Annotated in this window: 23 protein-coding genes and 4 pseudogenes; 11 read left to right on the forward strand and 16 right to left on the reverse strand. The window is 42.9% G+C overall.

The features are described 5' to 3' along the window. Positions 1–11 precede the first annotated feature (11 nt). Entirely contained in the window at positions 12–155 is a 144-nt protein-coding gene (locus RS130_RS08660; RefSeq protein WP_316025625.1) for a twin-arginine translocation signal domain-containing protein, read from the reverse strand. 198 nt (positions 156–353) lie between these two features. Between RS130_RS08660 and RS130_RS08665 the strand changes: the two are divergent. Together RS130_RS08665 and RS130_RS08670 are read left to right on the forward strand one after the other, a co-directional pair. Further along, a pseudogene (locus RS130_RS08665) lies at positions 354–1,557 on the forward strand (aminotransferase class I/II-fold pyridoxal phosphate-dependent enzyme). Positions 1,558–1,715: 158 nt separating this feature from the next. Beyond that, on the forward strand, positions 1,716–2,531 hold the full coding sequence (locus RS130_RS08670; RefSeq protein WP_316025626.1) for a hypothetical protein: 816 nt from the start codon (positions 1,716–1,718) through the stop codon (positions 2,529–2,531). Between the two features lie 144 nt (positions 2,532–2,675). Here the strand turns inward: RS130_RS08670 and RS130_RS08675 are convergent, their stop codons facing one another. The 14 genes and pseudogenes from RS130_RS08675 to RS130_RS08735 all read right to left on the reverse strand — a co-directional run bounded on the left by RS130_RS08675 (position 2,676) and on the right by RS130_RS08735 (position 12,534). Continuing rightward, complete coding sequence (locus tag RS130_RS08675) at positions 2,676–3,080, reverse strand: hypothetical protein (RefSeq protein ID WP_316025627.1); 405 nt, start codon at positions 3,078–3,080, stop codon at positions 2,676–2,678. Positions 3,081–3,141: 61 nt separating this feature from the next. Then, positions 3,142–3,522, reverse strand: coding sequence for a sulfatase-like hydrolase/transferase (locus tag RS130_RS08680; protein ID WP_316028009.1), 381 nt, complete (start codon positions 3,520–3,522; stop codon positions 3,142–3,144). Beyond that, positions 3,453–4,382, reverse strand: coding sequence for a sulfatase-like hydrolase/transferase (locus RS130_RS08685; RefSeq protein WP_316025628.1), 930 nt, complete (start codon positions 4,380–4,382; stop codon positions 3,453–3,455). Before RS130_RS08685 ends, RS130_RS08680 begins: the two co-directional genes overlap by 70 nt. A gap of 132 nt (positions 4,383–4,514) precedes the next feature. Beyond that, on the reverse strand, positions 4,515–5,231 hold the full coding sequence (locus tag RS130_RS08690; protein WP_316028010.1) for a ZIP family metal transporter: 717 nt from the start codon (positions 5,229–5,231) through the stop codon (positions 4,515–4,517). A 261-nt stretch (positions 5,232–5,492) separates the two neighbouring features. Continuing rightward, complete coding sequence (locus RS130_RS24075; RefSeq protein WP_487369326.1) at positions 5,493–5,753, reverse strand: hypothetical protein; 261 nt, start codon at positions 5,751–5,753, stop codon at positions 5,493–5,495. A gap of 81 nt (positions 5,754–5,834) precedes the next feature. Beyond that, positions 5,835–6,050: pseudogene (locus RS130_RS24080) on the reverse strand (hypothetical protein); the annotation flags it as partial. Positions 6,051–6,073: 23 nt separating this feature from the next. Further along, positions 6,074–8,326, reverse strand: a complete 2,253-nt coding sequence (locus tag RS130_RS08700; protein ID WP_316025630.1) for an outer membrane protein assembly factor BamB family protein — start codon at positions 8,324–8,326, stop codon at positions 6,074–6,076. Positions 8,327–8,473: 147 nt separating this feature from the next. Next, positions 8,474–9,349 (reverse strand): sialate O-acetylesterase, encoded by an 876-nt coding sequence (locus tag RS130_RS08705; RefSeq protein WP_316025631.1) that lies wholly within the window; start codon positions 9,347–9,349, stop codon positions 8,474–8,476. Between the two features lie 31 nt (positions 9,350–9,380). Beyond that, complete coding sequence (locus RS130_RS08710) at positions 9,381–10,970, reverse strand: sulfatase family protein (protein WP_316025632.1); 1,590 nt, start codon at positions 10,968–10,970, stop codon at positions 9,381–9,383. Position 10,971: 1 nt separating this feature from the next. After that, positions 10,972–11,103: a hypothetical protein gene (locus tag RS130_RS08715; protein ID WP_316025633.1), complete on the reverse strand. Its 132-nt coding sequence runs from the start codon at positions 11,101–11,103 to the stop codon at positions 10,972–10,974. Positions 11,104–11,114: 11 nt separating this feature from the next. Continuing rightward, positions 11,115–11,792, reverse strand: coding sequence for a sulfatase-like hydrolase/transferase (locus RS130_RS08720; RefSeq protein ID WP_316025634.1), 678 nt, complete (start codon positions 11,790–11,792; stop codon positions 11,115–11,117). Beyond that, on the reverse strand, positions 11,701–12,030 hold the full coding sequence (locus RS130_RS08725) for a hypothetical protein (RefSeq protein ID WP_316025635.1): 330 nt from the start codon (positions 12,028–12,030) through the stop codon (positions 11,701–11,703). The genes RS130_RS08720 and RS130_RS08725 overlap by 92 nt, the downstream gene beginning before the upstream one ends. Before the next feature lie 13 nt (positions 12,031–12,043). Next, a complete protein-coding gene (locus tag RS130_RS08730) occupies positions 12,044–12,169 on the reverse strand; it encodes a hypothetical protein (protein WP_316025636.1) in 126 nt (41 codons plus the stop codon). 32 nt (positions 12,170–12,201) lie between these two features. Beyond that, on the reverse strand, positions 12,202–12,534 hold the full coding sequence (locus tag RS130_RS08735; protein ID WP_316025637.1) for a sulfatase-like hydrolase/transferase: 333 nt from the start codon (positions 12,532–12,534) through the stop codon (positions 12,202–12,204). Positions 12,535–12,916: 382 nt separating this feature from the next. Here RS130_RS08735 and RS130_RS08740 point away from each other — a divergent pair, with 382 nt between their 5' ends. From RS130_RS08740 to rlmA, 9 genes and pseudogenes are all read left to right on the forward strand, one after another. Further along, positions 12,917–14,887, forward strand: a complete 1,971-nt coding sequence (locus tag RS130_RS08740; protein WP_316025638.1) for a TonB-dependent receptor plug domain-containing protein — start codon at positions 12,917–12,919, stop codon at positions 14,885–14,887. 40 nt (positions 14,888–14,927) lie between these two features. Continuing rightward, the gene (locus RS130_RS08745) at positions 14,928–16,592 is read left to right on the forward strand and encodes a TonB-dependent receptor domain-containing protein (protein ID WP_316025639.1); all 1,665 of its coding nucleotides are present in this window, start codon (positions 14,928–14,930) and stop codon (positions 16,590–16,592) included. A gap of 222 nt (positions 16,593–16,814) precedes the next feature. Then, positions 16,815–18,360: pseudogene (locus RS130_RS08750) on the forward strand (sulfatase family protein). A gap of 98 nt (positions 18,361–18,458) precedes the next feature. Further along, positions 18,459–19,610 (forward strand): aldose epimerase family protein, encoded by a 1,152-nt coding sequence (locus RS130_RS08755; RefSeq protein WP_316025640.1) that lies wholly within the window; start codon positions 18,459–18,461, stop codon positions 19,608–19,610. A 101-nt stretch (positions 19,611–19,711) separates the two neighbouring features. After that, positions 19,712–21,322, forward strand: coding sequence for a solute:sodium symporter family transporter (locus RS130_RS08760; RefSeq protein WP_316025641.1), 1,611 nt, complete (start codon positions 19,712–19,714; stop codon positions 21,320–21,322). 179 nt (positions 21,323–21,501) lie between these two features. Continuing rightward, positions 21,502–22,537 (forward strand): annotated as a pseudogene (locus tag RS130_RS08765) (UDP-glucose--hexose-1-phosphate uridylyltransferase); the annotation flags it as partial. Between the two features lie 9 nt (positions 22,538–22,546). Further along, positions 22,547–23,134, forward strand: coding sequence for a GHMP family kinase ATP-binding protein (locus RS130_RS08770; protein ID WP_316028011.1), 588 nt, complete (start codon positions 22,547–22,549; stop codon positions 23,132–23,134). After that, positions 23,103–23,690, forward strand: a complete 588-nt coding sequence (locus RS130_RS08775; protein ID WP_316025642.1) for a galactokinase — start codon at positions 23,103–23,105, stop codon at positions 23,688–23,690. The genes RS130_RS08770 and RS130_RS08775 overlap by 32 nt, the downstream gene beginning before the upstream one ends. A 231-nt stretch (positions 23,691–23,921) precedes the next feature. Continuing rightward, the gene (gene rlmA, locus RS130_RS08780) at positions 23,922–24,782 is read left to right on the forward strand and encodes a 23S rRNA (guanine(745)-N(1))-methyltransferase (RefSeq protein ID WP_316025643.1); all 861 of its coding nucleotides are present in this window, start codon (positions 23,922–23,924) and stop codon (positions 24,780–24,782) included. Here rlmA and RS130_RS08785 read toward each other — a convergent pair. Continuing rightward, positions 24,763–25,863: a DUF1513 domain-containing protein gene (locus RS130_RS08785; protein WP_316025644.1), complete on the reverse strand. Its 1,101-nt coding sequence runs from the start codon at positions 25,861–25,863 to the stop codon at positions 24,763–24,765. The genes rlmA and RS130_RS08785 overlap by 20 nt on opposite strands. Positions 25,864–25,869: the final 6 nt, after the last annotated feature.

The raw sequence follows: 25,869 nt of genomic DNA on the forward strand, positions 1-25,869 counted from the left end.
TTTTGGGGCGATTAGCGGATTGCGTGAAAAAGGTCTAACAAAGCCTTTAGGCCGTGACCTGCTATGGGGGCGCTGCAGCTTGCTAACGTGGTGGCGAGTGCACCAGCAGTTAATCGTTGCAAAAATCGGCGTCGTTCAAGTTCAGGCTTATACATACTTCTATCCTCTGGGCTTGGTTAATATTGAAAGGTTGATGGCATGCCAACAGTATTTCGCAGGGTGAACAAGCTAGGCAAAGGCAAGCACTATGCCAGTAATAAACAGTAATATTGCTTGTTCATTTGTTTGAGCCAGTGCAATTCCAATGATTTTGGGTATAGTTGTCGTTTTTTTGGGTAGTAGGGTTTTATCATTTGAAATATTCACAACGGGCACAGGCAATTTCGCCCTTTTTTGCCATGGCTTTCAGTGAAAAAGCCAGCGTCTTAGCAGCCCAAGGCAAGCATGTAGTCAAACTCAACATAGGCGAACCTGACTTTGGTGCTCCGCCCGATGTTTTGAAGGCGATGCAGGAATTAGCGGTTAGCGCACCCTTGCCTTACACCTCAGCTCTTGGTTTACCAGAATTACGCCAAGCTATTGCCCACTTTTATAAAACGACCCATCAATTGGACATTGACCCAAAGCGCGTCGTAGTGACAGCCGGAGCCTCAGCTGCTTTGCTGCTATTGTCGGCGGCTTTTGTTGATCCCTGGTGATCAAGTCATCATGGCCGACCCAGCGTATCCATGTAATCAACAGTTCATTCAAAGTTTTGGTGGCAAGGTGCAGTTAGTGCCTACTCAAGCAGATTCTCGTTTTCAGTTAAACATGCAGTTGCTTAAGCAATACTGGCAAAATGGGCATAGCGGAGAAAAAGGGCATAGCGGCACCCGAGGCTTAATGCTAGCCACACCTTCTAATCCTACCGGTACAGCAATAGCTGTACATGAACTGGCGGCCATGTGTGAGTTCGCCCGTAGCCAAGGGGCTTGGCGGATTGTGGATGAGATTTATTTGAATTTACATCACGCTGACAATGGTGCCCAACCGCAAAGTGTTTTGGCCTTTGATGATGAAGCTTTGGTCATTAACAGCTTTTCAAAGTACTTTGGTATGACAGGCTGGCGCTTAGGTTGGTGTGTGGTGCCCGAACGGGCTGTGGAGGTGTTAGAGCGATTGGCACAGAATTACTATATTTGCCCATCGACGCTGGCCCAAAAAGCGGCATTGCAGTGCTTTACATCAAGTTCAATTGCGGTATGTGAATCTCGACGAAAGGCTCTGATAGCGCGCAAAAAACTGGTATTGGCTGGATTAGAAACCTGTGGTTTGCCGGTTCCGGTTGAACCTGACGGCGCATTTTATGTATATATTGATGTAACAGCAACGGGGCTGAGCGCCATGACGTTTTGCGAAAGGGTATTACAAGAAGCCCACGTTGCCCTTACCCCAAGTAATGATTTTAGTGAGCAACACCACAAACAATATGTGCGTTTGTCTTTTGCCTCAGCTGAATCTGAGCTAGAAGAAGGGTTGCGTCGACTGAGTAATTTTATGGCTAGCTTGTCTAGTTAAATATTCGCGTCTAGTTCGTGGTACTAGAGGGGCATATATCGTGCCTTTAGCGGTGTTATCATAGTGAGTCGAATTGGCAACTGCTTTTCCCTGTGATCTGCGCGCGGCCAGTGATTCAATACTCTGTGGGGCTTTAATTAATTGGAAACGCTTAAATTGTGTTTATTCTAACTAGACAAAAAATAATACGTTTAATGTTTTGGTGGCTGGTGGTGATACCGGCTATCCCTTTTGTGCTGATTACTTTGGGTATTAGCGTTTATGTTTATTGGCCACGTGACTTTTCCTCTGTTAGCCAATTTACCGTGGCACAGGATGTTGAGTACGTTACTTTGTCTGCTCATGGGGTGCATGACACGTCTGCGAGTTGGGGGGATGAATTACAGCAATGGATGACAACGACACCTTACCCACAAATGACTGGCGTTACTCAGCAAAACCATAGCATTGACTGGCAATATTATTCTGATAGCGTGTTTACGTGCTCTGTGGTGGGTAAAAAAATAGGTACTGAAATAGGTAAACGTTTGGCGGCCCTTCCTCGTTTAAAAGCCATTCATGCCATCGGCCATAGTTGTGGTTCATTTGTCGTTTTAGGGATTTGCCAAGGAGCGAAGTCGGTGGCTGCTGATTTGCTTGTGCAAACGACTTATTTAGATCCTGTGTCGGTTTATTCGGGATTTTTTTGGGACTATGGTATCGACAATTTTGGTTCATGTGCCGATTTTAGTGACAATTACATCGATACTCGAGATACAGTGCCCGGCAGTAATCAAGCCCTACCCAATGCTATTACCTTTGATGTGAGCGAACGGCAAACTGTCGAATATGCGGATATTCCCCCTCATGCATGGCCAACGCGTTATTATATTAACGCTTTTCGAGCCAAAAAAGTGCCTTTGCTATACAAGGGCGACAAGGCCGATTTTAGCTCACTTAAGAAAGGGCAATTGATCAAGGTTGCTAGCCCTTAGAGAGTCGCTATTGGCGTGACGTGTTCATTGAACTGCTGTCGGCTACATGTTCAGTGAGTTGCCCAAGCGGTCAATGGTTGTTCTCGGTCAAATAGCGAAAATGCAGACCAAAGCCGCTGGGCATTCCATATTCATCCCTTCATTTTAATAAGGATCTTGGGGTTTAATTTTTATGATCTCTGCGTAGTCGACTATTTTATTCTCTGCTTTCCATTTCTCGCACATCGCAGTTAGTTTTTTAACTAAATCAGGCTTGTCTTTAGCTAGGTTGTGGGTTTCTCCCGGATCTTTTTTAATGTCGTATAGCTCGTAAGTGATCCCCGGTTTTGCCTTAGTTTGCAAATACCAACCTGCCTCTATCAGTAGTTTCCAACGTCCTTGATAAATCACACTTTGTTGGCCTTTATCATTAAAATAGATAGCTTCTGGGGGAGGCATTGATTGTCCTTTTAAGCTAGCGACTATACTGCGCCCGTCTGGTTTTCTGGGCGTTGAGCCATGAAATTGACTTGGAAACTCAGTATTGGTGATATCTAACAAGGTCGGCACTATGTCACCTACCCAAATAAGGTCATCCGAAATGGTGCCACGGCTTTATAATTCTAGCCAGCTAACAATGGCATGAGCTCTTGCCCCCTTCCCACAACAACGCTTTTACTCCTTTGTAGGGGGAATTCATTAAGTCGCCAATATGAGCAGCGGCACCGTTATCAGAAAAATAAAAAATGAGGGTATTGTCGTATGCTCCACTGTCCTTTAACGCTGTTATCAGCTTGCCCACGTTGTCATCTATTTTTTCTACCATTGCGGCATGTACCGCTGCTTGCTGGCGGTATTGTTCGATTTTGTTTTGTTCTGCTTGGGTCCATGAAAAGTTGTTGTTAGCGACCTTGACGTCTTGAGGAAATAAACCTTGTTCGATCAATCCTTGATGGCGACCATCGGCAATGTGTTGTAAGTCTGCATAACGTTTAAGGTATTTTTGTACCAGTGGCTCGGGTGCTTGTAATGGTTTATGTGGTGCACGGTATGCGGCATACATAAAAAGGGTTGAGGTTGTTTAGATGCTTGTTTGAGCATGCCGATGGCACGATCTGTCATGCCATCGGTGGCGTAAAAGGCGTTACCCGATTTACCGTCACAGCCACCATAACGTTTTTTATTGAATGCTGTCTTGGTATAGCAGTGCATTTTGTAGTGATAATCGTAGGTTAATTGGGCGGGTTGATTATCTTCATAGTATTGATGTTTATCTTGTGGAGTAAAAAACAGATTGCCTTGAGCGCCATGGAATACAAAGCTTTTTTGAAATCCTCTTTGTGGAGGTAAACCTAGATAGTCTAGTTCCATTTCTTTCTGGGTCAACTCCATTCCTAGGTGGGTTTTAATCCAAGTAGGGGTCATTTGCTTGACGTGTTCTTTTATGTAACTGCCGCCTAAATGCCATTTACCCGCCATTAAGGTTTGATAACCATTTGCGCCTAATAATTCAGAAATTAAAGGCTGCTCGTAGGGAAGGCGGCCTCTATGAGCGGGAAATGGCATTTCTCGTACCCAGTCTCCTACGACTCCGCCGCCAAAACCAACATGGGCAGCATCGACCCCAGTGAGTAGGGTAGCGCGAGTGGGGCTGCATCTAGCATTACTGTAAAACGAACTAAGGCGGAGTCCGCCGGCAGCTAGTTCATCAAGATTTGGGGTATCAATCTCGCCACCAAAACTACCTAAGTCGCTATAGCCGGCATCGTCTGACAGTATGACTAGAATATTAGGACGTTTGTCTTCGCTGTGGCCAGCAAAGGATAGCAAAAGGCTAACAACAGTTAGGCATAGAAGAAGGGATCTATTCATTTTATTATCTGTGTTAATTGTTAACAATGACTGTGAGTATATCTGACTTACCAATAACTTAACACTGCTAGGTTGTCATTATAGGTTGTTAAATATTAGGCAATAATTGCCTTTTCTCTTTCTGGCTATTGTTTAGGGACTTGTTAGCATTAACCCCAACATACCTAATACAAATCCAAACACCGCGCCCATAGGCGGTGCCCAGTGTTTTTCTAGTTTGACTTGTGGAGCCAAATCTTGAAATATTGCGTATAAAATCCCGCCAGAGGCAAATAGCATCACAGCAGCAATAATGGCTGGTGAATCCGACAACCATAAAAACCCAGACACAGCCGCAATCGGGCCTAATAAGGCCATAAGCGCAAATACCAGTATGAGCTTTTTAGCGGTATAAGTAGAAGACGAGGATAACTCTCGATACGCACTAAAACCTTCCGGTAGATTCTGCAAGCCAATTAAAGCCGCGAGCAAAAATGCATGGTTATTGCCAGTTGCAAAGGCAGCACCAAGAGCAATAGATTCGGGGACAAAATCCGCCAACATGGCAGCTAGTTGGCTTGCTGGCGTGTTGATTCTATTCAGAAATATATCAAGGGCCATAAAACTTAATCCACCCACAATAAGCCAACTACAGGCAGGTATCGGGTTAAGCACGTCGATTCCTTCTGGCACCAACACTAGGGCGACTGCAGATAACAAAGCCCCGCCGCCAAAGGCTGTGACGGTATGCCTGAATTCTTGATTCAGCGATTGTTTTTTAAATTTCACAGTTTGTGCGATTACGGCACCTAATGGCATCGCTAAGCCTGCGAGTAAAGTGGTGATTATTGCGGTGAAAATCAGGGGCATCATCTAATCCGTTGCTGTGGGGAAATGTCGAGTAGGTTAGTTATTTCGATTATACCCAGAATGTATTTCATGATCGCAAGGGATTATAGCCATGCCATTAATTAAACAATCAACGCAGAACAAGCCAGCGGTTTTTGAACAAGGTGAGGGTTTGCGGGAATGGTTGTTCCCTTTCAAATGCCGTTAACCTAGAGAAAAGTCCGCTGTGATGTTGCCGTGGGCGAGCTTTAAAAGCAGCTAACTCGCCATTTTCATCGGTATTTATAAAGGGGTTGTTAGCTCAATATCAATAAAGCGAAATAATCCTGTTGGAATGGTAACCATGGTTTTATTTTGAGTTAACGAGAATTCAGTATTGTCTACTATATCAATAACCTTAGTGGGTTTAATGGTATTAAACGAGACTTCTACTTGGGTCGATTTTGGGTTGATATAGCCGCCATCGATTAAGGTGAGTCGCAGTCTTTTGGGGGCAATTTGCGCGACTACCCATGCGGCGTCGCCTTTTACAGTGATAGGCAATAATCGACTTTTTTGTTGTATGGTTTTCGCTACCTCTTGATAGTAAGTGTTGGCAGCATAGGTGTGTTTTCCGTCGGCAGAAAAATACTGTCGCCCATCTGTGTAAAACTCACTCATGATATTCTTATACAATGGGTGGAGGTGATCGACTAACTTTCCTCGTGGCGCGTTTTTATCAGCATAGCTACCATGTTGTGGCGGGGTAATTAATACCATGCCATTGGGTTGAGGGGGCAGGTAATTTAGGTGTCTGTCTTGTACCCCTGATGCATAGCGAGAATAGTCCCATTTAGTTACCGGCGCTCCTGGCTAAGAGCCATTTAAATGGCTAAACACCATTGGGTTGTTGTCTTCGACTTCTTGGTCGAAAAAGTTAGCCATTTAACGTTGTTGCCTTCATCTACGTAATGTCCGTCGGGCTCCAACATACTTAGGTGTACGGGAGAGTAACTGAGTATTTGTTTGGGCTTAGGGTTATATAGTATTCCTTTTCCTATCAAGTCCCATAGCACGGCTAAGTATTCGTTGTGATAAGCAAAATTATTAATATAAGTCGCGCCGTTAGCAATATGATATACAAACTGCCTTAAAGCTAAATTGGGCACCATTTGGTGGGAATGTTGACGCAGTCGGTCAAAGCTTGTGTTGTCTCTTGAAAAACGGGTTCCCCATTGGTTGACTGCGCCACTGGCCCACAATCCCGTGCGAGCGGCAATACTCAAGTCCATGGACTTATCAGTGGTTTCTTCCATGGCGGGAATAAAGACATCGGCATATTTACCCGACACCAAGTCGGCCCAGCCTCTTTTGTAAATCATTGATTGCCAAAAAGTATGCTTATTGCGCAAGAACATTTTGGCATCGGTTTGTTTGAATTTATCGGCCAGTGGAAAGACAAAATCAGATAATACGTATTCAAAATCTTTGTCGTATTTAGCTAGTTCTGGAAAGATCATGACTGTTTTTTTGTCGCCAGCGACTTGTAACGTTTTTACATGAGTGTCGAAACTTCTAAAAAATGGGTCATTACCATGGCCACCCCAGTAAGCGGCGCCTGGCACATCTTGGTATATTTTTTTGGCTTTACTTAATATTTGTTGCTGGCTTTGGTCGTACTTTTGTCGTTTGTCACGTTTATTTTTATATACCTCGTTCTTAATTGACGAACGATCCCAATTTTCTGAACGCAGATTACCGTAACCTAGAAATACTGGCGAAGAGTATTGCGCAGAAATCTTATCGATTACCGCTTTATCTGTTTGGTTATAGTCAGACATTAAATACACTGGATTAAGCTGGCTATTGGTTACGGTGCTATTGGTGACACTATAGTTGGCTAAGTCCGTTTTTAGTTTGTCAGTGTTGGCTAACATCTCAGCCAATTTACCTTTGGGTTCTAGTTTGGCAAAATCATCTGCCCAAGTACTTTTTTGAGTATCAATAATATGGAAACTGCTGCCACCAGATTGGGCGCTGGCTAAAATGATGTGCCCAGTTTTAGGGGACTTCACCATATCATTGTATGCATACTGGTTTTTGTAGATCGCGATTTTATCTTTAGTCGATTGGGGATGAATAGGCAAGATCCCCAAAATATTACCGTACCAAATCGCCAGCTTTTGCTGACCTTGATGAGTAACTAGTTCAGGTTGTGCTACACGGTAGCCGAATTCAGCGAAAACTTTATGCAATTTAGGCAATGGGTAGGCAAGCAATTTATCGTTAGCCAAATCGAATATGGAAACGCTTTGTCCTTTCATTTTGGTGCTACCCATTAGGATGTCGTCGGCTCCATCGCCATTAAAATCGGCAATACGTAAATCACCAACCGGACTTTTCGCTGCGGTTAATTTAACTGTTTTGAAAGGAGTATCAGCTAAGGGTTTGAAGAAGTATAAAGAGCCAGCCGATTGCATGGAGTTCATGGTGCCATGCATCACTATAATAGGTTGATTGTGCTGGTCTTTTAATGGGCGTATAAAATTGGCAATTTCTAAATTTGCTGCAGGGTTTCGGGTGCCTTTAGGCTGGTTACCTTTGTTTTTAATGCCCCAAGGTTTAGTCGTCACATAGTCAGCCGCGTAAATACGTTTAAGTTGCTTACCCTGTGGATTTAAATAATACAAATGCTTGTCATAACTTCCTGCCAGCACATAGATTTTCTGCTTATCCTTGAGCACTGTCACTGAATACATAGGGGCGTCATTGGTTTTGAATGACCACAGTAGCTGCCCTGAATCTGACAGACAATAGATATGACCATCGGCATTGGCTGCTAGAGTTTCGTCTTTGCCATCCTGATCTAAATCGGCCGTCCACAGGTCGTGATTCATATAACCTGACAAGGGATTTTCCCATAACAATTTGCCTTTTGTGGAATAGGCGACGATTGTGCCTTTATGGCTAGACGCTATGACAACTGATTTATCTTGATAGTCAGCCACTCTAATTTTACTGAGGGTGTAGTCAGTATCTATGCTTACTATTGCAGAATGATTATGGGCAGTAGCATGAACTACCTGCGAACTGAATAAGGTAGCAAAAGCTAAAGTAGTAAAACATTTACGTAACATAGATGACTCCGAGTGTTAGCTGACAGCTTTATATTGTGTATAGGCTTAAATTAACGTGAGCTTAGCTTGTTAAGCCTCATAAAGGCAAACGTTCTCCCTTTTGTTTACAATAACTTTACTAAAAATGATTAGCGGCTCTTAAAAAGACTAAAAGGACAAGAATGCGCTAGCGAAGGTCTTGCCCATGTTTATTTGCCCCTTTGTGTTGTAATGCACGTTATCAAAGTGTTTAGGGTAATCAATCCAGCTTGGATCCAATGAGGTTGGGAGTAAACGTATAAAGGGATCTGCGTCAGCGGCCTGCTGCTGAGCTGTTCTGACTAAGTTTGTGCCTTCAGGGTATTTTTTTGCCTGCATATTGATTTGAGCGACAACGACCTTTAATTCTGGTTGCGCCAGTTGAGTACGATAAGCCGCCACTAAGTTCTGTAAATTCTGTTTATAGTGCATAGCTTTAAGGGCGCTATTGGTGTCGTTCTCACCTTGTAACCAACCCAAACCCAGCAATCTGTAGTTGGTACCTTGTTGTGTTAAGTAGGCTAAAGTTTGCTGTATTTGTTGTATGTGTTCGGCAAATAGCTTAAGGCTTTGCTTGTATGCGCCTTGCTCTGCTGCTTGGGCTTTGTCTTGACTCCAATTGGGGTTCCATGCTCCATGCAAAGACGTGCCCCCATAAGCAGTTTTAATCACTAAATATCGCTGTTCGGGATGCGTTGCCGTGAGTGTCAAAAGCATTGCTAATTCTGGACCAAAGGTACGTTCGAAACCGTATTTTTTTAAATGATACTTGGACTCGGTAAATAGCTGCTTATTGGTTGCTTGTATGCTTTGTCTTTTGGTTACAATTGTAATCTGATCACCAAGCTGGCGTAGTCGAGCTTTAGTCTTTGGGTCTAGAGCGTCAAAGTTTCCAGCGCCAGCCATATTAGACTGGCCTGCCATCAAAATAACCTGTACTTGTGCAGACTCCGCTTTAACCTGAGGTTGAGTGCTAGCACTTGGCAGGCAGAGAATACTAGCCACACCAATGCCAGTATGGCTAATCTTTTCATTATTATTTACCTAACGTTGTTAAGAATGTATCCCAAAATGCCAAGTAAGTGTCATGGTCAACATCTGTGCTTAAACCTCTTGCTTCCATTTGGGTTTGATAGTGTTCTGCAAAGAAGTCGTCCCAGTATTGTTTAACTTCTGGTGATTCATCTATCATGCCTTGATCGTTGGTTTCGGTTTGCCATTTCACTAACTCTGCACGCATTTTTTTAAGTTGCTTGCTGTATTTGGGATCATTGGCTAAGTTGTGGGTTTCATCGGGATCCGTCAAGGTATCGTACAATTCTTCAGGGGGTCTTGAATCAGCAAAGAAAGGCGCTTGAGCTGCATTCAGTTTACCTTGCTCATGCAGCTTTTGCATTAAAGTGAGTACTGGGTATTGTAATTTTTTATAGGTATTAAAATCGGTATAAGGCTTTTCGGGCCAGAAGTTTTTTATATATTTAAATCTCTGATCTCGAACCGCGCGCACTCTATCATCTGTTTCGTCACATCTATCTTTGTGGGCGTATATGTATTCTCTAGGCTGTTTTTTATCACCCAAAAATATATGGCCTTCAATATAATCTGGTACTTCTATACCAGCTAAATCCATGCTGGTGGGCATGATGTCTATTAAACTCACTAATTCGTCGCTTACTTGGCCGGCTTGAATCCCCGTGCCCCAAACAATTAATGGCACTTCTAATCCACCATCGTATAGCCATTGTTTGTCACGTAACATGGCACGGCCATGGTCACCAAAAATGAAAATAACAGTGTTGTCTAGTACGCCCGCTGCATCTAACTCTGCCATTAGGTTGCCAACTTTTTGATCGACCGTTTGTACCGTTTCTAGATATAGCGCCCAGTCTCGGCGTACAATTTCGTGATCTGGATAATAACTAGGTAATCTCACTGCTGCTGGGTCGACTGGGTTTTTCGGATCGGCCACAAAAGTCCTGTGTGTTTCGCTGTAGTTGATTTGAGCAAAAAATGGTTTGCCTGCATATTCTTTGATGTAGGTTTGCCATGCTGGGCGCGCCAGTATTTTCATCTCTATTGGCGCATGTTCGTAGGCGCCTCCTGAGTATTTTATTTCACCATCTTGTGCGTCAAATGCGCTACCAAGGTGGTTAAAGTTAAAGTCTGTTTTTTGTTTTGGCCCCATTAATAAGTTGACGTAACCGGCTTCTCGAGTGTACTCAGACATCATTTTAACGTTTTCAGGTAGCATGAAGCCGTCGTCAAGATGACTTCTATGATGATGAGCGCCAATACTGGTTGCATGCATTCCGGTGAAAAATGCTGAGCGTGCGGTCGAACAAACCGCTGCGGTGGCATAAGCTTTATTAAAGCGCATTCCTTCATTGGCTAGCTTATCTAAGTTTGGTGTTTTAACCGCTGGGGTACCATATACCGCTAAATCTAAAGAAATATCTTCTAAAACAAGCCAAATGATATTGGGTTTGTTTGGGTTGTTGTTTACTTTCGATACCGTTTTAGCGGTTGTGATAGGCGTGTTCATTTGTGCGTTAATATTGGGTGTTTGGTTACAGGCGACGATAGAAATAGTAGCGACAGCGATACCAAGTGTTTTCAACCAGTTCATATTATGATCCTTTAACAATACGTTGTTTACGTTTTTCAATGTGTTGTAATTTCTGTTCTAGCGCTTCCACTAATTCGGGGTGATCATTCACTAAATTGTTGGTCTCACCTGGGTCGACATTTAAGTCATACAATTGTGCTGTTGTTAATGTGCCAGGATCGATGTTCTTTTTGGGTTTGACCCAAGAAGGTATTTTTTCACGGCGCGAATATACTTCCAGTTGTCCATTCGCAAAGACTGGGCATGGGGTGTTTCTTCTGCCAAAAGAGTACGAGCTTTTATTTTATGGTTAAACAAGGCGGATAACTGGTTATCACTGTCTATAGCTTCGTTATCTTGTAATGGTAAGTTAAGTAACGTGGCGATAGAAGCGTATAAATCTATTTGGCTAAACAAACTATGACTAACGCCTTTTTTCACTTTGGCTGGATAATGCACAATGAATGGAACACGGGTTCCTCCTTCAAATGCGCTGTACTTGCCACCACTGTAGGGCCCGTTCATTTTGTGTTGACCAACGCGGTTCAGCGCTTCGTCATCATAACCATCGGTCAATACAGCACCGTTATCACTGGTAAATATGATGAGGGTATTCTCTAGTAAATCTAGTTTTTTTAAATGATTAACCACTTGCCCAGTAATCCAATCCATTTGTACTATTGCATCACCCCGCACTCCCATGTCTGTTTTGCCTTTAAACTGCTTGTTGGGTAGGCGAGGGACGTGGATATCATGAAACGAAAAAACAAAAAGAACGGATTTTTTGATTCTGATTGATGAATTGCTTGGCTTTATTGCTAGTAACAGTATGGAATTCTTCATCTATCCATTCGGCACTTTTTCCGCCTTGCATCCATCCGATGCGACTTATCCCATTAATAATCGTCTTGTCATGCTGGGAATCTGCACCTTGGCGCAATAGATCTGGATTTTCGTAGCCAGTTGGGCGAGAGCCTATTTTTTGCTCGTAACTAACATACAAGGGATCGCTTGGGTCCAAATTGACTACTTTGTGGCCTTCTAGATAGACAGAAGGTACCCGATCTCCGGTAGCTGGCAATAAAAAACTGTAGTTAAACCCGATCTCTAAGGGTCCTAGCTTTTACTTCTGCATTCCAATTTACTGGAGTGACACCATCGCCTAAACCTAAGTGCCACTTACCTATTACTGCAGTTTGGTAACCTTGTGCTTGTAACATTTTGGGTAAAGTGGCTTGGCTTGTGGATATGACTAAAGGCGCATCTCCCTTAAGAATTTTGATTTTTTCCTAAATGCGTGTTCGCCTGTCAGGAGCGAATAGCGAGATGGGGTACAGGTCGCTGCTGAACTATGGGCGTCAGTGAATCGTATGCCGTTACTTGCTAATGCGTCGACATTGGGAGTATTGACTTGAGTTGCGCCATAACTGCTGAGATCGCCCCAACCTAAATCGTCTACATAAAATACGACTATATTAGGTTGTGAGGGCTGACTTTTGGCAATGGTGAAAAAGGGAATGAGTAATGCGCAACAGCACAAGCTGCTAAAACCAACAGATAAGTAGGTATTGTTAAACAGCGCCATAAAAATGTCCTTCGCGCACAGTTTGTATTGATGTGTACAAATTCTATTGTACAAATATGAATCATGCAATGTATTTGGTAACGTTTTCCCGAATAAATTTTATATTTGTTAATTTACAGTATGTTTGTAAATGAATGTAAGGTGGTTGGATGAGTTGTTTAGTTGTTGTTTTTAATGGCCTATTTTTTTGTTTTTGTTTTCTTTAAATCATTTCTGCTTGTTTTGATTAACAATTAATTAGCAAATATTGAAATTGTTATGTATTCTTTGTAAGAAATAAAGGGAGAACGTATTCCCTTTTGTTCTAGAGTTGATTTGTAGCAGTTTATAATCTAGCTATCGACTCATTAATTCTGTACTACAACAGGTGATGGTAAACGACATGAACAGTAATTTTACACTTACAGCCACTTCGGCAGCTATATTCACTGCTTTATTTTCTCAAGGAGCGTTTGCCCAAGAAGCTACGGGCAAACAACAAGCACAGTCCGAGCAAGACCTTGAAGTTATCACGGTGAAAGGATTTAGAGGGAGCTTACAAAGAGGGATTAACAATAAACGTTTCTCTGATGGCGTGACTGATTCTATTCATGCTGAAGATGTGGGTAAGTCTACAGATCAAAACATTGCTGATGCATTATCTCGAGTTACCGGTGTTACAGTTCAGGAAAGCGACGGTGAGGGAACGCGTATTGCAGTCCGTGGTGCGGGCGCTTCATTAAATCAAATTTCAATGAATGGTGTGGCACTTACCAGTGGTTTAAGTGGTGGAAGTGGTTCACCTGTTGCCGACCAAAGTGTCGATTTGAGCTCTTTTTCTTCTGATATTTTATCTTCTATTGTAGTGCAAAAAACCTCTGCTGCTGACCAAGACGAGGGGTCATTGGGGGCTAATGTTGTTTTAAAAACCGTTAAGCCTTTAAACATTAAAAAACCGAGACGAAACTTTGAAGTGCAAGGCCGCTATAACCAGTTCTCTGATGATGTGGATCGCAAGCTGTCTTTTAGTTTTTCAGACAAGTATTTTGATGACACTTTTGGTGTGATCGTCACGGCTTCTGATGAGACTCAGCACACCCGTAAAGATGAATATAGAGCGGGTTGGCATGAAGCGTCTATTAATATCCCAGATGGTAAAGCCCGAGATGCCGAGACAGGTAAGATTATTCGAATTGCCCAAGATGGCATGTCGCCCGCTGATTTTGACGAGAATAGTGAAATTGTAAATACGGGTGATTTGTATGCCTTGACTATGTCTGACGCTAGCCAAATTATTAATACCAATCAGCGCGATCGAAAATCAATTACGGCTGGTTTTCAATATGCGCCATCAGAGAATACTGATATCCAATTAGATTTGAGCCACTCTCAACAAGATATTGTTGAAGATAATCAAAACTTCAATATGCAGTTTGGTTTGTTAGATACCAATAATGAAGGCGACCCGCAACAAGATTGGTGGACTGTCGATCGAGACTCAGACACCTTGGTAAAGCGCTATTCGCGCCATGCTAAATCGCGCCTATACCGAAATGTAGGTGGTTATGAGCAGGCCACTAATATTGCCACATTGAATCTACAGCATTGGTTGAGCGAAGATTTAAAAATGAATGTTCTAGTGGGGTATTCTCGTACTGAATCTGACAGTAAAGATAATATTGGTCTATTCATGACACCTAATGGTGTAGGCAACACCAGCATGTATGACATTCCTTTGACTTCGGATGATCCGAATGTCGTTACCCTTGAGCCGGCTGGTTATGACTGTACGGGTTCTCAGTGCCGCATCGATGTGGCAACAGGTTTAATGCAAGTCAATTCACCTGACGATGTCACCCTTAACTTTGCCCCCAGCCTAACCAATATCTTAGATCCGAATTTATTTGGTGCGGCTAATTTAACTAAATATGACAATTCGAATTCTGATACGAATAAATCTTTGTTCTTAGATTTTGATTGGACAGTCGATTTTGCCGGTATGACCAAAATTGAGTTCGGCGCTAAGTACACCAATCGAGTCAAAGACATTGTGACCCAAAGAGACACGTTTACCGATGGCGCAACTGTGTTCAATGCTGAGGGGGAGGAAGTCTCAATTAATGGTATTTCGACTATTCGCTTAGCTGATGTACTTGATGACAAAGCGTTTCCTGTTGACGATTTTATGGCGGGTATTTTAGATGGCCGTGATCAAGCTTATATGTCTGGTTGGGATGTAGTAGACCCTTTTAAAGCGCTAGAAATTGTGACGCCTTCAAATGGTGAAAGTGGCAAAGATGTAAGGTTGAAAATCGACAACTCTGGTTCTCGTGTCATGAGATCAAGACGCCAAAGCTATCTATGGAAAAATTAATTTCGAATACTTAGACGGGCGTCTAACGGGGAATTTAGGTTTGCGTTATGTAGAAACCACTACTTATTCAGAAGCCTACAGTAAAATACAGTATCAAGGTGGTAGCAATACCTATGACCCTCAGCAGCTAATACAATATGCTGATACCAGCCAACCACAATGTGATGAGCCTGTATGGATCGCTCCAACCCCAGGAAATTCAGATAAAAATAGTTATCCTATTAATTTACAGGCTGCTGGTAGCTGTTCTTTGTATCAACTGACTCATGCCTTTCATTTGAAAAGAGCGAATACGCATTTAGCTGAGCCAGGGGAGAATTTGAGCGCTGAAGACGTAGATCCTAGCAACGAAGATTATATTCTACAGGTTGTTTGGGACAACGGTGTACCTGTTGTGGTCAGAAATGAAGCGGCGCCTAACGGTAATAATGGTCGTTTTTCTACCACGGCAGAAATTAAAGCGTTGGCAGACCGCTCAACCAACGATAAAACGGTCAATGACGCAATGGGTAACTTAGTTAACGGCGGTGAACAAATGGGCGTTGTGGCTAACCTCAGGCCTTTACTGGTGGCAGATGAAGCGACAAATGATGTTTGGTTGCCTAGTTTAAATCTAAATTATCAGTTTACTGAAAACCTAATCGGCCGATTCTCTGCGACAAAAACGATGGCTCGACCTAAGTTTGACTCAACCACGCCAGGTGGATCTATTCGAGAAAGTGCTTGGGAATTAAGGGGATCAGGCAAAATTAACAATGTAGCCCTTTTACCATTAGAGTCTAATAATTTAGATCTGTCATTAGAATGGTACTTTAATTCTAGCAGTTTGTTGTCGTTGGCTTTGTTCCGCAAAGACATGACAAACTTTGAAGAAACCGTGAGTGAAGTCTATTTATGGACTGATCAACGAGATAACTATGACATGTCAGGTATTAATAATTTAAATGATGTCTTATTTGTGCCTAATCAAATAATAGATAGTGAAGGTAACCCTGTCGTTAACAATATTACCGGGTTAGCGGAGTGGCAAGAAACACCCAATAATTCAAATTGTATGCCTGACCGCATGATGCATAGACAACTACGAGAGCAACTTACGTTAGGCTGTCACGCTTTGAATGTTGATGTTGTACGAAATGGCAAAGGGGCAGTCACTCAAGGTGCTGAGTTCACTTACACACAGAACTTTGACTTTTTACCAGGATTGTTAGCAGGCTTAGGTACTAGTATTAACTACACCTATGCCGATTCTGAATCTGACGCCGAAGTCTCGGCTACAACAGGGCAGGTAATTAAGCCTTTACCACAACCTTTCACACCTAAGCATTCATCTAATGTGACAGTGTTTTGGGAACAAGACGGTGCAATGATTCGCTTGGCAAATCGCTACAATTCGACTCAATTAGTCAATCGTGGATTGGCCAGTGGTGCATCTTGGCTAGAGTCTAACAATCGCCTAGATTTGAGCGCTTCGTACCAGATCAACAAAAACATATCCGTGTCGTTTCAAGCCCTTAATTTAACTAATGATTCTCGCCGCACGTTTTACACCAGTACTCGCACTGTTATGGGCGTAACTGAGGACGGTGCACCTATTGTATTTGATGAGGGCAATGCCATGGACAATGAAGGTGATACCAGTCGTACTTTGTCTGAATATAAAACAGGTCGTCAATTCCGTATTGGTATTCGAGGTAACTTTTAAGCGCGCAAAAACAGCTATCTTGATGCTTAGTTAAGCGTTAAGATACAATAAAGGGATAACGATATCCCTTTAATTAAAATGTTTAGCGAGTTAGTATTTGAAAGTGTTTTTTTATACAGTGGCACATTGGAAGGGGCTGTGGTTTAGCACCAAGTATGTGCCGTAAATGTTGAGTAACAGCGACGAGTTGAGAGTCTAATAATGAAAGTGAATTTATCTCCTATGAAATTATCTTTAACAGCCATGATGATTGCGGGTTTGTTGTTGGGTTGTGGGCAAGAAACAAAAACAACAGCTGTGGTGGAAAAAGATTCAACCACAGTAAATAAACCTAATATTGTTATTTTTTATGTAGATGATTTAGGTTTTGGGGACTTGAGTAGTTATGGTATGACAGCCACTAGCACGCCTAACGTGGACGCCTTAGCAAATGAAGGTATTCGCTTTACTGACGCCCACAGCTCGGCTGCAACTTGTACTCCTTCACGATACTCTTTATTGACTGGGCAGTTTGCCTTTAGAAATGATGCGGCCATTTTACCCGGCGACGCCCCACTGATTATTGATCATACTAAACCTACCTTACCGAAAATGTTGCAAAAGGCTGGTTATAAAACGGCTGTTGTAGGGAAGTGGCATCTGGGTTTAGGTGACGGTTTTGTTGATTGGAATAAAGACGTCAAACCTGGGCCAATAGAGCTGGGGTTTGATTATAGCTTCTTGATGCCAGCCACCGGCGACCGAGTACCGACAGTCTATTTAGAAAATCACACTGTGCTGAATTTAGATCCAAATGATCCCATAACAGTTAGTTATGAAAAACGCATTGGTAATCGCCCAGTAGGCACTGAAATTCCAGAGCAGCTTAAACAAACAGCCGACTTACAGCACAGTGCGACTGTCGTGAATGGCATTTCTCGTATTGGTTGGATGCAAGGCGGAAAATCTGCCGAATGGGTAGATGAAGAGTTTCCACTGGTATTTACCGACAAAGCCAAGACGTTTATCAGAGAGAGCAAAGATCAACCCTTTATGCTGTTTTTCCCATTCCATGACATTCATGTACCAAGAGTACCGAACAAAATGTTTGCCGGAAAATCGGGTATGGGCCCGCGTGGTGACGCTATATTACAGATGGATTGGATGACCGGTCAGATAGTCGAGGAATTGAAAAAACAAGGTGTCTATGACAACACTATTATCGTTTACTCTAGCGATAATGGCCCAGTAATGGATGATGGTTACAACGATACAGGCGGAAGAATTACGCGGCTCTCATGATCCAGCTGGCGGATTTCGCGGTGGAAAATACAGCGCTTATGAAGCAGGCACCCGTGTGCCTATGATAGTAACCTATCCAAATGGTTTAAAGCATAAAGGTGATAGTGATGCGCTTATTAGTCATATCGACTTGTACAAATCTTTGGCAAGACTGGCTGGTGCAACATTGGAAAAAGATGAGGCTATTGATAGTGTTGATGTGTTACCCGCCTTACTCGATAGCAGAGCAGATGCTCGAAGTGAAATGTTAGAGGAGTCTTTCACTCTGGCGCTAAGAAGTGGCAAGTGGAAATATGTCGAGCCTTTCAGTGGTACAACGCCGGGTTGGTTGGCTAACAAAACCGCTATCGAAAATGGGCTGATGGCTAGCGCTCAACTATTTGATTTATCGAAAGATCAAAAAGAGTTAGTCAACGTGGCAGCACAGCATCCCGATGTAGTCGCGCAATTGCAATCTCGCATTGATGCAATAAAGGCCAAAAAATAGCTCGATAAGCCAATAGCCATGGGGTCAACTTCCGGCTGGAGTTAGGCCCTTTTTATTGTCTTGCAGGTATTAATCCCAACCTCTCAACCAAGTAGCTAATGATGAAAACCAAGGTTAAAACATGGATAGGACTGGTTCTAGTCATAGGATCTGCTTGCTCGAATGTTACGTCAAATCAGCCGCAAGCTGTTGAAAAACCTAGTGTTAGTGTGTTTGATTATGGGGTGCTGTCTAGCGGCAAGAAGGTTGAGCAATATCGTCTAGTTGCCAACAATATCAAGCTTAATGTGATTACCTACGGTGGTATTATTACCCATTTAGAAGTACCTGATAAAAACGGTGTTTTTGCCGACGTGGTGTTAGGGTTTGATGAGTTAAGCAGTTATGAACACAGAAATAGATTTTTTGGCGCAATCATTGGCCGTTATGCTAATAGGATTAGCCATGGTAAAGCCCTTATCGACGGTACTGAATACCAATTAAGTACCAATAGAAAGCCTCATCAAATACACGGTGGCTACCAAGGATTTGACAAGGTGGTGTGGCAGGCAAAGTCTGCGGTATCGGCAAATAGCGCAAGTTTAATTCTAACTTACACAAGTGCCGACCAAGAAGAAGGATATCCCGGTACGCTTAATGCTGAAGTCACTTATCAAATATTTAATTCGGGTAAGTTGGCGGTTACCTTCAAAGCAAACACCGATAAAGCCACAGTATTTAACCCAACCCAACACAGTTATTTCAATTTGTCAGGCACTGGCGATACCGTACTTGGGCATCGGCTTACATTACATGCAAAACAAATGGTCGAACTTGATGATGACGGCATTCCCACTGGTCAGTTATTAGCGGTTAAAAACACTGCCTTGGATTTTTTAACACCGAAAAAGATCGGCCAAGATATCAATAGCCAAAATAAGCAAATTATCATTGGTAAAGGTTATGACCATTATTTTAAAGCAAAACACACACGAGGCGAGTTGACCGAAATTGCGCAGCTATACGAGCCAGTATCAGGTAGAAAATTAACGGTTAGTACGACTGAAATGGGCGTGCAGTTGTATAGTGCAAATTATTTAGATGAGAGTGTAATCGGCAAAAATGGTGTCGCCTACCACGCGCAGCAAGGTGTATGTCTTGAAACTGGGCAAATGCCTAATGCCCCAGCCGAGCCAGCCTTTAAAACGCTGTTAGTCAAACCAGAGCAACCATTCTCCTCAACAACAGAGTTTGTGTTTACCCAGCATTAATAATTGATAACTAAGGCTGGGTTTTGGAGTGTGAAATTAGTAAACAGTATGGTGTCGCAAAACGACAAATATGACCGAAAATTAAACCCTAGAGGAAACTTATGACAATCCTATCCTTTTTATTTTTTACACTGTTTGCCGCTGGGCTGACGTGGTATTTAACGCGAAATTACGAAAACAAAAGTAGCGACGGCTTCTTTTTGGGGGGCAGAAGTTTAACCTTTCCAATTATTGCCGGCTCTTTGTTGCTGACCAACTTATCCACTGAGCAAATGGTTGGGTTAAATGGTTCAGCTTATAAAAATGGTTTAGCAGTGATGGCTTGGGAAGTCATAGCAGTGTTGGCCTTGGTGTTGATGGCGGCTTACTTTTTGCCTAAGTTTTTACGTTCAGGTATCACCACTGTCCCGCAGTTTCTTGAGCAACGCTTTGACCGACGTACACAAACCTTAGCTAATTCAATCTTTTTGGCAGCTTACGCTTTGTTGTTAATCCCGATTGTTTTATACAGTGGCGCTAAAGGTCTGATTAATATGATGGATTTGCATCAATTAACGGGCATAGAAAGTGAGTTTACCTTGTTAACTATTACCTGCATTGGGATAGGTTTAGCGGGGATGATGTATTCTCGATTTGGTGGACTTAGAACCCTAGCGGTATTGGATACCATTAATGGTATTGGATTGTTAGTGGGTGGTTTCATGATTGCAGCGTTTGCGCTGTACGTCCTAGGTGGTGATGGCGGTATTCTCGCAGGCTGGGAAACGCTCAGCACGGTACATCCAGAGCGTATGGACTCAACAGGTGCAGAAGGACTGGATTCAGAAGTCCCGTTTTCTACCATCTTTACCGGCGTGGCGTTACTGAACTTATTTTACTGGTGTACTAACCAGCAAATCATCCAACGTACATTGGGCGCCAGTAGTTTGGCCGAAGGCCAGAAAGGGGTGTTATTGACTGGTGCCTTAAAACTGCTTGGTCCAATTTATTTGGTATTGCCAGGTTTGGTGGCGTATCACTTGTACTTTGGACAAGGGGTAAGTAACGATGACGCTTACGGCAAGTTAGTGGCAGATGTACTGCCGGCTCAGTTAACCGGTTTTTTTGCAGCGGTGATGGTGGGCGCTATTTTAAGTTCATTTAATGCGGCGCTTAATTCCACCTCAGCGTTATTCTCTTTAGGGCTGTACAAACACGTAATCAATCCAACAGCGAGCGACGAAAAGACCGTTAAAACCGCCAAGTTATTTGTCACCGTTATTGCTATTGCCGCTATGTTTGGCGCGCCGTTGTTGTCTAAAACCTCAAGTATTTTTAGTTACTTACAAACGATGAATGGAATTTATGCAATCCCGATTTTTGCGGTTGTGGTGATGGGCATGCTGAATAAACGAGTACCGTCAGCGGCGGCTTTTTATTCTATGGTTATAGGTTTAGTTGTGATGATTGGGTTATTGATTGCGTACCCTGCTTTAAACGGAGGTGCCAATACGACTGAGTTAACGGGGATAAGTAACTTCCACACCATGGGCATAGTGTTTGGCTCTTTAATGCTAATTATGTTTATTGGAGCCAAAGTCGCACCACGAGAAAATCCTTGGGAAATTACCACCAATACGCCGATTGATATGACACCTTGGAAAGGCACCAAAGTGGCGAGCATTATTTTGGTGATTGCGGTAGTGGCAATTTACGCGGCATTCTCTAAGTAAAGCATGACCCGTTGCAAGGCTATGTATTTGGGTATTAGGTACATAGCCTACAGCAACGTGTTCGATATCAGCCTTAAGTATGCAAAATACTTGAATTGAACTTACTTGAATGAACAAAGAGATAATGAGTCAACCATTTTTGATGCAGACATTAATTATTTGATACAAAGCGGGAAATCATGACAAACATATTTGACCCAACAGAACATCCTCATAGACGATATAACCCACTACTCGATGAATGGGTTTTAGTCTCACCTCATAGAGCAAAACGTCCTTGGCAGGGGCAAGTTGAAGCAATCGACGAAGCGAAAAACCCAAGTTACGATGCTAGTTGTTTTTTATGCGCAGGCAATACCAGAATTAATGGTGAAGTAAATGATAACTATGCTAATACCTATGTTTTTAGCAATGATTTTGCAGCGCTAAAACAAGATACCCCTCAGGTGAGTCAAACTGAGCCATTATTTAAAATGGCTACTGAACAAGGCGAGAGCCGCGTGATCTGCTTTTCACCAGATCATAGTAAAACCTTGCCCCAACTTTCAGTGGAAGAAATTTTATCTGTTATCAATACTTGGCAAAGTCAATGTGTCGAGTTAGGTGACAGCTATCAGTGGGTGCAAGTGTTTGAAAACAAGGGAAGTGTCATGGGCTGTTCTAATCCTCATCCCCATGGACAAATCTGGGCACAACAACAATTGCCTACCTTGGTGGCCCGAAAGCAAAAGTCACAACTTGCTTATCAACAAGAATATGCTTCTTGTCTATTGCTTGATTACGCTATTCAAGAGTCTAATAAGCAAGAACGTGTAGTGGTAGAAAACAACGACTGGATTGTTGTGGTTCCATATTGGGCGGCATGGCCGTTTGAAACGCTGTTATTACCCAAATTTGCGGTGCAACGAATGGTCGAGTTAACTGCGGCACAAAAACTATCTTTGGCCGCTATTCTTAAGGCTATTACCACCAAGGTACGATAACTTATTCCAGTGTTCATTCCCTTATTCTATGGGCTGGCACGGTGCGCCTTATGATGGACAAGCTCACTCTGAATGGTCATTACATGCCAGCTTTTTCCCGCCTTTGTTACGTTCTGCAAGTGTGCGTAAGTTTATGGTGGGTTACGAAATGATGGCAGAAGCACAGAGAGACCTAACTGCTGAGCAGGCTGCGGATAGATTGAAAAATTTATCCGATGTGCATTATAAGGAAAATCAAAAAATGAGTGATGAAAGTTTAGTTAATCAACTATTTAAAGATAAATTTGGATATACAGCGAGTACGTTTTGCCATGCTCCTGATCGGGTCAATCTTATTGGAGACCACACTGATTACAATGACGGTTTTGTGTTTCCAGCAGCAATTAATTTTGGCACTAACATCGCCGCGTCAAGAAGAGATGATTTAACCGTACATATATATGCGCACGACTGCGATGCCCAATCAACTCATTTTGTTTTGCATCAGTTTTCTTTCGATGCTGACAAAATGTGGAGCAATTATGTACAGGGAACGTTGCAAGCTTTGATGACGATTTTTCCCGATATCAAAGGGGCTGATTTAGTCGTGTCGGGCAATGTACCACAAGGTGCAGGGTTAAGTTCATCAGCCAGTTTTGAAATTGCTGTGCTTAAAACCTTTGCTGAACTGTATGACTTGGACTTAGCGGGCGTGACAGCCGCCAAGTTAGGGCAAATGGCCGAGAATAATTTTGTAGGTTGTAACTGCGGAATTATGGATCAGCTCATTTCTGCAATGGGGCTAAAGGGCCAGGCTTATGTTGTTAGATTGCCAAGACTTGAGCTTTGAATACGCGCCCATTCCTGATGATATTTCGATTCTTATTGTTAACTCTAATGTAAAACGAGGGCTAGTAGATAGCGAATACAATTTGCGCAGAGAGCAATGTTCCGAAGTGGCCAGTTATTTCGGCCACACTAGTTTACGGGCTGTCAGTATGGAAGCTCTCGAAGCGGCAGAACAACAATTAGCCCCTGATTTATTTAAGCGTGCTCGTCATGTGCTTAGTGAAAATGCTCGTACGCTAGCGGCGTTAGAAGCCCTAAAAAATAATGACTTGGCGACTATGAGTGTGTTGATGAAAGCGTCACATGCTTCACTTAGAGATGACTTTGAAGTGACCACTAAGGAGATGGACGGACTTGTGGCCATTATCGAGCAAGCTATTGGCTGCAAGGGTGGGGTACGGATGACTGGCGGCGGCTTTGGCGGCTGTATTGTGGCGTTAATACCAAGCCACATGACTGAGCAGTTGTCGGCTTTGGTACTTGCAGAATACCCTAAACAATATGGGATTACGCCAAGCATTTACAGTTGTACTGCTAGTAATGGAGCGTTTGCCTAATTCTATTTGCAGTCACTTGGTTGTATACCTCTGTTGGTCATTTTGCTCGTCGCTAACCGGTTTTGAAGCAGTTTGTTCGCAGCCATGTTGTTGGTTTTTTACGGATTGCTATTATCTTATTTGGCAAAAAGCACTCAAACATTTAAGGCCGTTTAGTTTTTTTGATTTCTTGAAATGGGGCGGTGTTTTTTTGGTAAACTGTTGCCATGTGCGACTTGTTAGAAACCTTACATGAATAGTGTTCAATCGTTGTGGAATTGCCCTTCTTGCCAGACAGAACTAACCTTGCAAGGCAAAACGTGGAGCTGTGAAAATAAGCACAGCTTTGATATGGCCAAAGAAGGTTATGTTAATTTGTTATTGGCGCACCATAAGAACAGTAAAGAGCCGGGCGATAATAAAGATATGGTCAATGCTCGCCGGGCTTTCTTAGAGCAAGGTCATTATCAACCTCTAGCAGAAAAACTTGGCCAATTATTTAGCGAATATTGCCGCACATTAGAAAACAATAATGAAATTAACTTTTTTGATGCTGGTTGTGGCGAAGGCTATTACATGCACGTAATTAGCCAGCTTGCCCAATCAGCAGAGTTTTGCTGCGCCTACAGCGGTATAGATATTTCGAAAAACGCGGTGTTAAAGGCAGCAAAAAAGTATAAAAACAATCAATTCGCAGTGGCCAGTACTTATCACCTGCCGTTACAAAATGACAGTCAAAATGCTGTGTTGCAAATATTTGCTCCAAGCAGCGAACAAGAAATATTGCGGGTGCTGAAATCAAATGGCGTGTGGCTGACAGTTAACCCGGCGGCTAATCATTTACATCAACTTAAACAAGCACTATATGACTCGCCTACCGAGCATAAAGATAACTCAAATGTGCCGGCAGGATTTACGTTGCAGAAGCAAATTAACCTAAGTTTTGATGTTTCGCTTACTACGCAAGCCGCAAGAGAAAACTTGTTGATGATGACGCCTTATTATTGGTCTGCTACCGAACAGAAAAAACAGCAGTTAATTCAACAATTACAGTTAGTGACCACGGACTTTGATATCCGGATCTATCAAAAAGTTAGCCCGCTTCAATCATAGTCATATGATTATCAAATTTTAACGCTAAGGTATGCATTCTGGCAGGCCCAGTTATGGGGTGTGCGTGATCCAATGTTTTGAGCAATCCTTTGCCGCTAGAGGCCAACATTCTACCCTGTGAATAGGCTAGACCTGACACATCCCTAAAGCGTTGTTGACTAATAAAGGTGCGAGTAGCGGTATCCCAAAAACTAAGATGGGAGCCTCTAGGGCAACTCACACATAGTAGGTTATCTTTGACTAATAAGCTGGCCGTGTATTGTTGCATTTGATATGTCTGACTTGGTGGAGCCTTAAAGGCTTGCAATCTGTTTTCACCGTGATGAGAAAAAACCAGCGGCTGCATCGCCATTTTTTGTCCTTGATATTGAGCGCCAACAAACACTGCTCCGTCTTGGCGAGTAGTGAGATGTCTGAGACTTAACTGGTTATCTGGTGGCGCATAACTAGAAATGACCTTGCCTGTTTCTATATCTACGTACGCTAAATTAGGACGCATGTTGTTTATATTGAGCTTCTTTCTCGGTTGTTGTGGGTGGGTTTCAATCCCACCGTTGGCAACGACTAGTGTTTTTCCATCAGGCATTAGCGCCAGTTCATGAGGGCCAATGCCGCCAGAGTCGAACCTGTCTAATACCCTATAAGTTTGTGCATCTCTTACCACTATTAGGCCACGCTTTTTATCAAACTGATTTTCGGTGGTGTACAGGTATTGTCCATCTTTTGAAAATACCCCGTGACCATAAAAATGGCTATCCACCTGGCTTTGAATGTTGTTGACAATCTCGCCGTTAACAAAGTCTATTTCCACTGCAAAACGATCGGGTCGGCGGGCAAAGACTAGTGCATGTCCTAATTTGTGGGGGAGCGCTAATGAGTCGTGACCACGAGCAGGTAAGGTTACCTGACTAATGACGTGCCCTTGGCTGTTGATAGCGACGGCTAGGTTTTGACCTTGCTTATCGTTACACGTGCTCACTAGCCATTGTTCGGTTTTTTGTGCCGTACATGCAGGAAAAAGCCAAGCGGATAGTGCTACTTGGCTTGCGCCTAAAATAAATTGCCTACGGCTAATGGTCATGCAAAT

The organism is Paraglaciecola aquimarina (assembly GCF_032464635.1).
In the GTDB taxonomy this organism is placed as follows: Bacteria; Pseudomonadota; Gammaproteobacteria; order Enterobacterales; family Alteromonadaceae; genus Paraglaciecola; species Paraglaciecola aquimarina.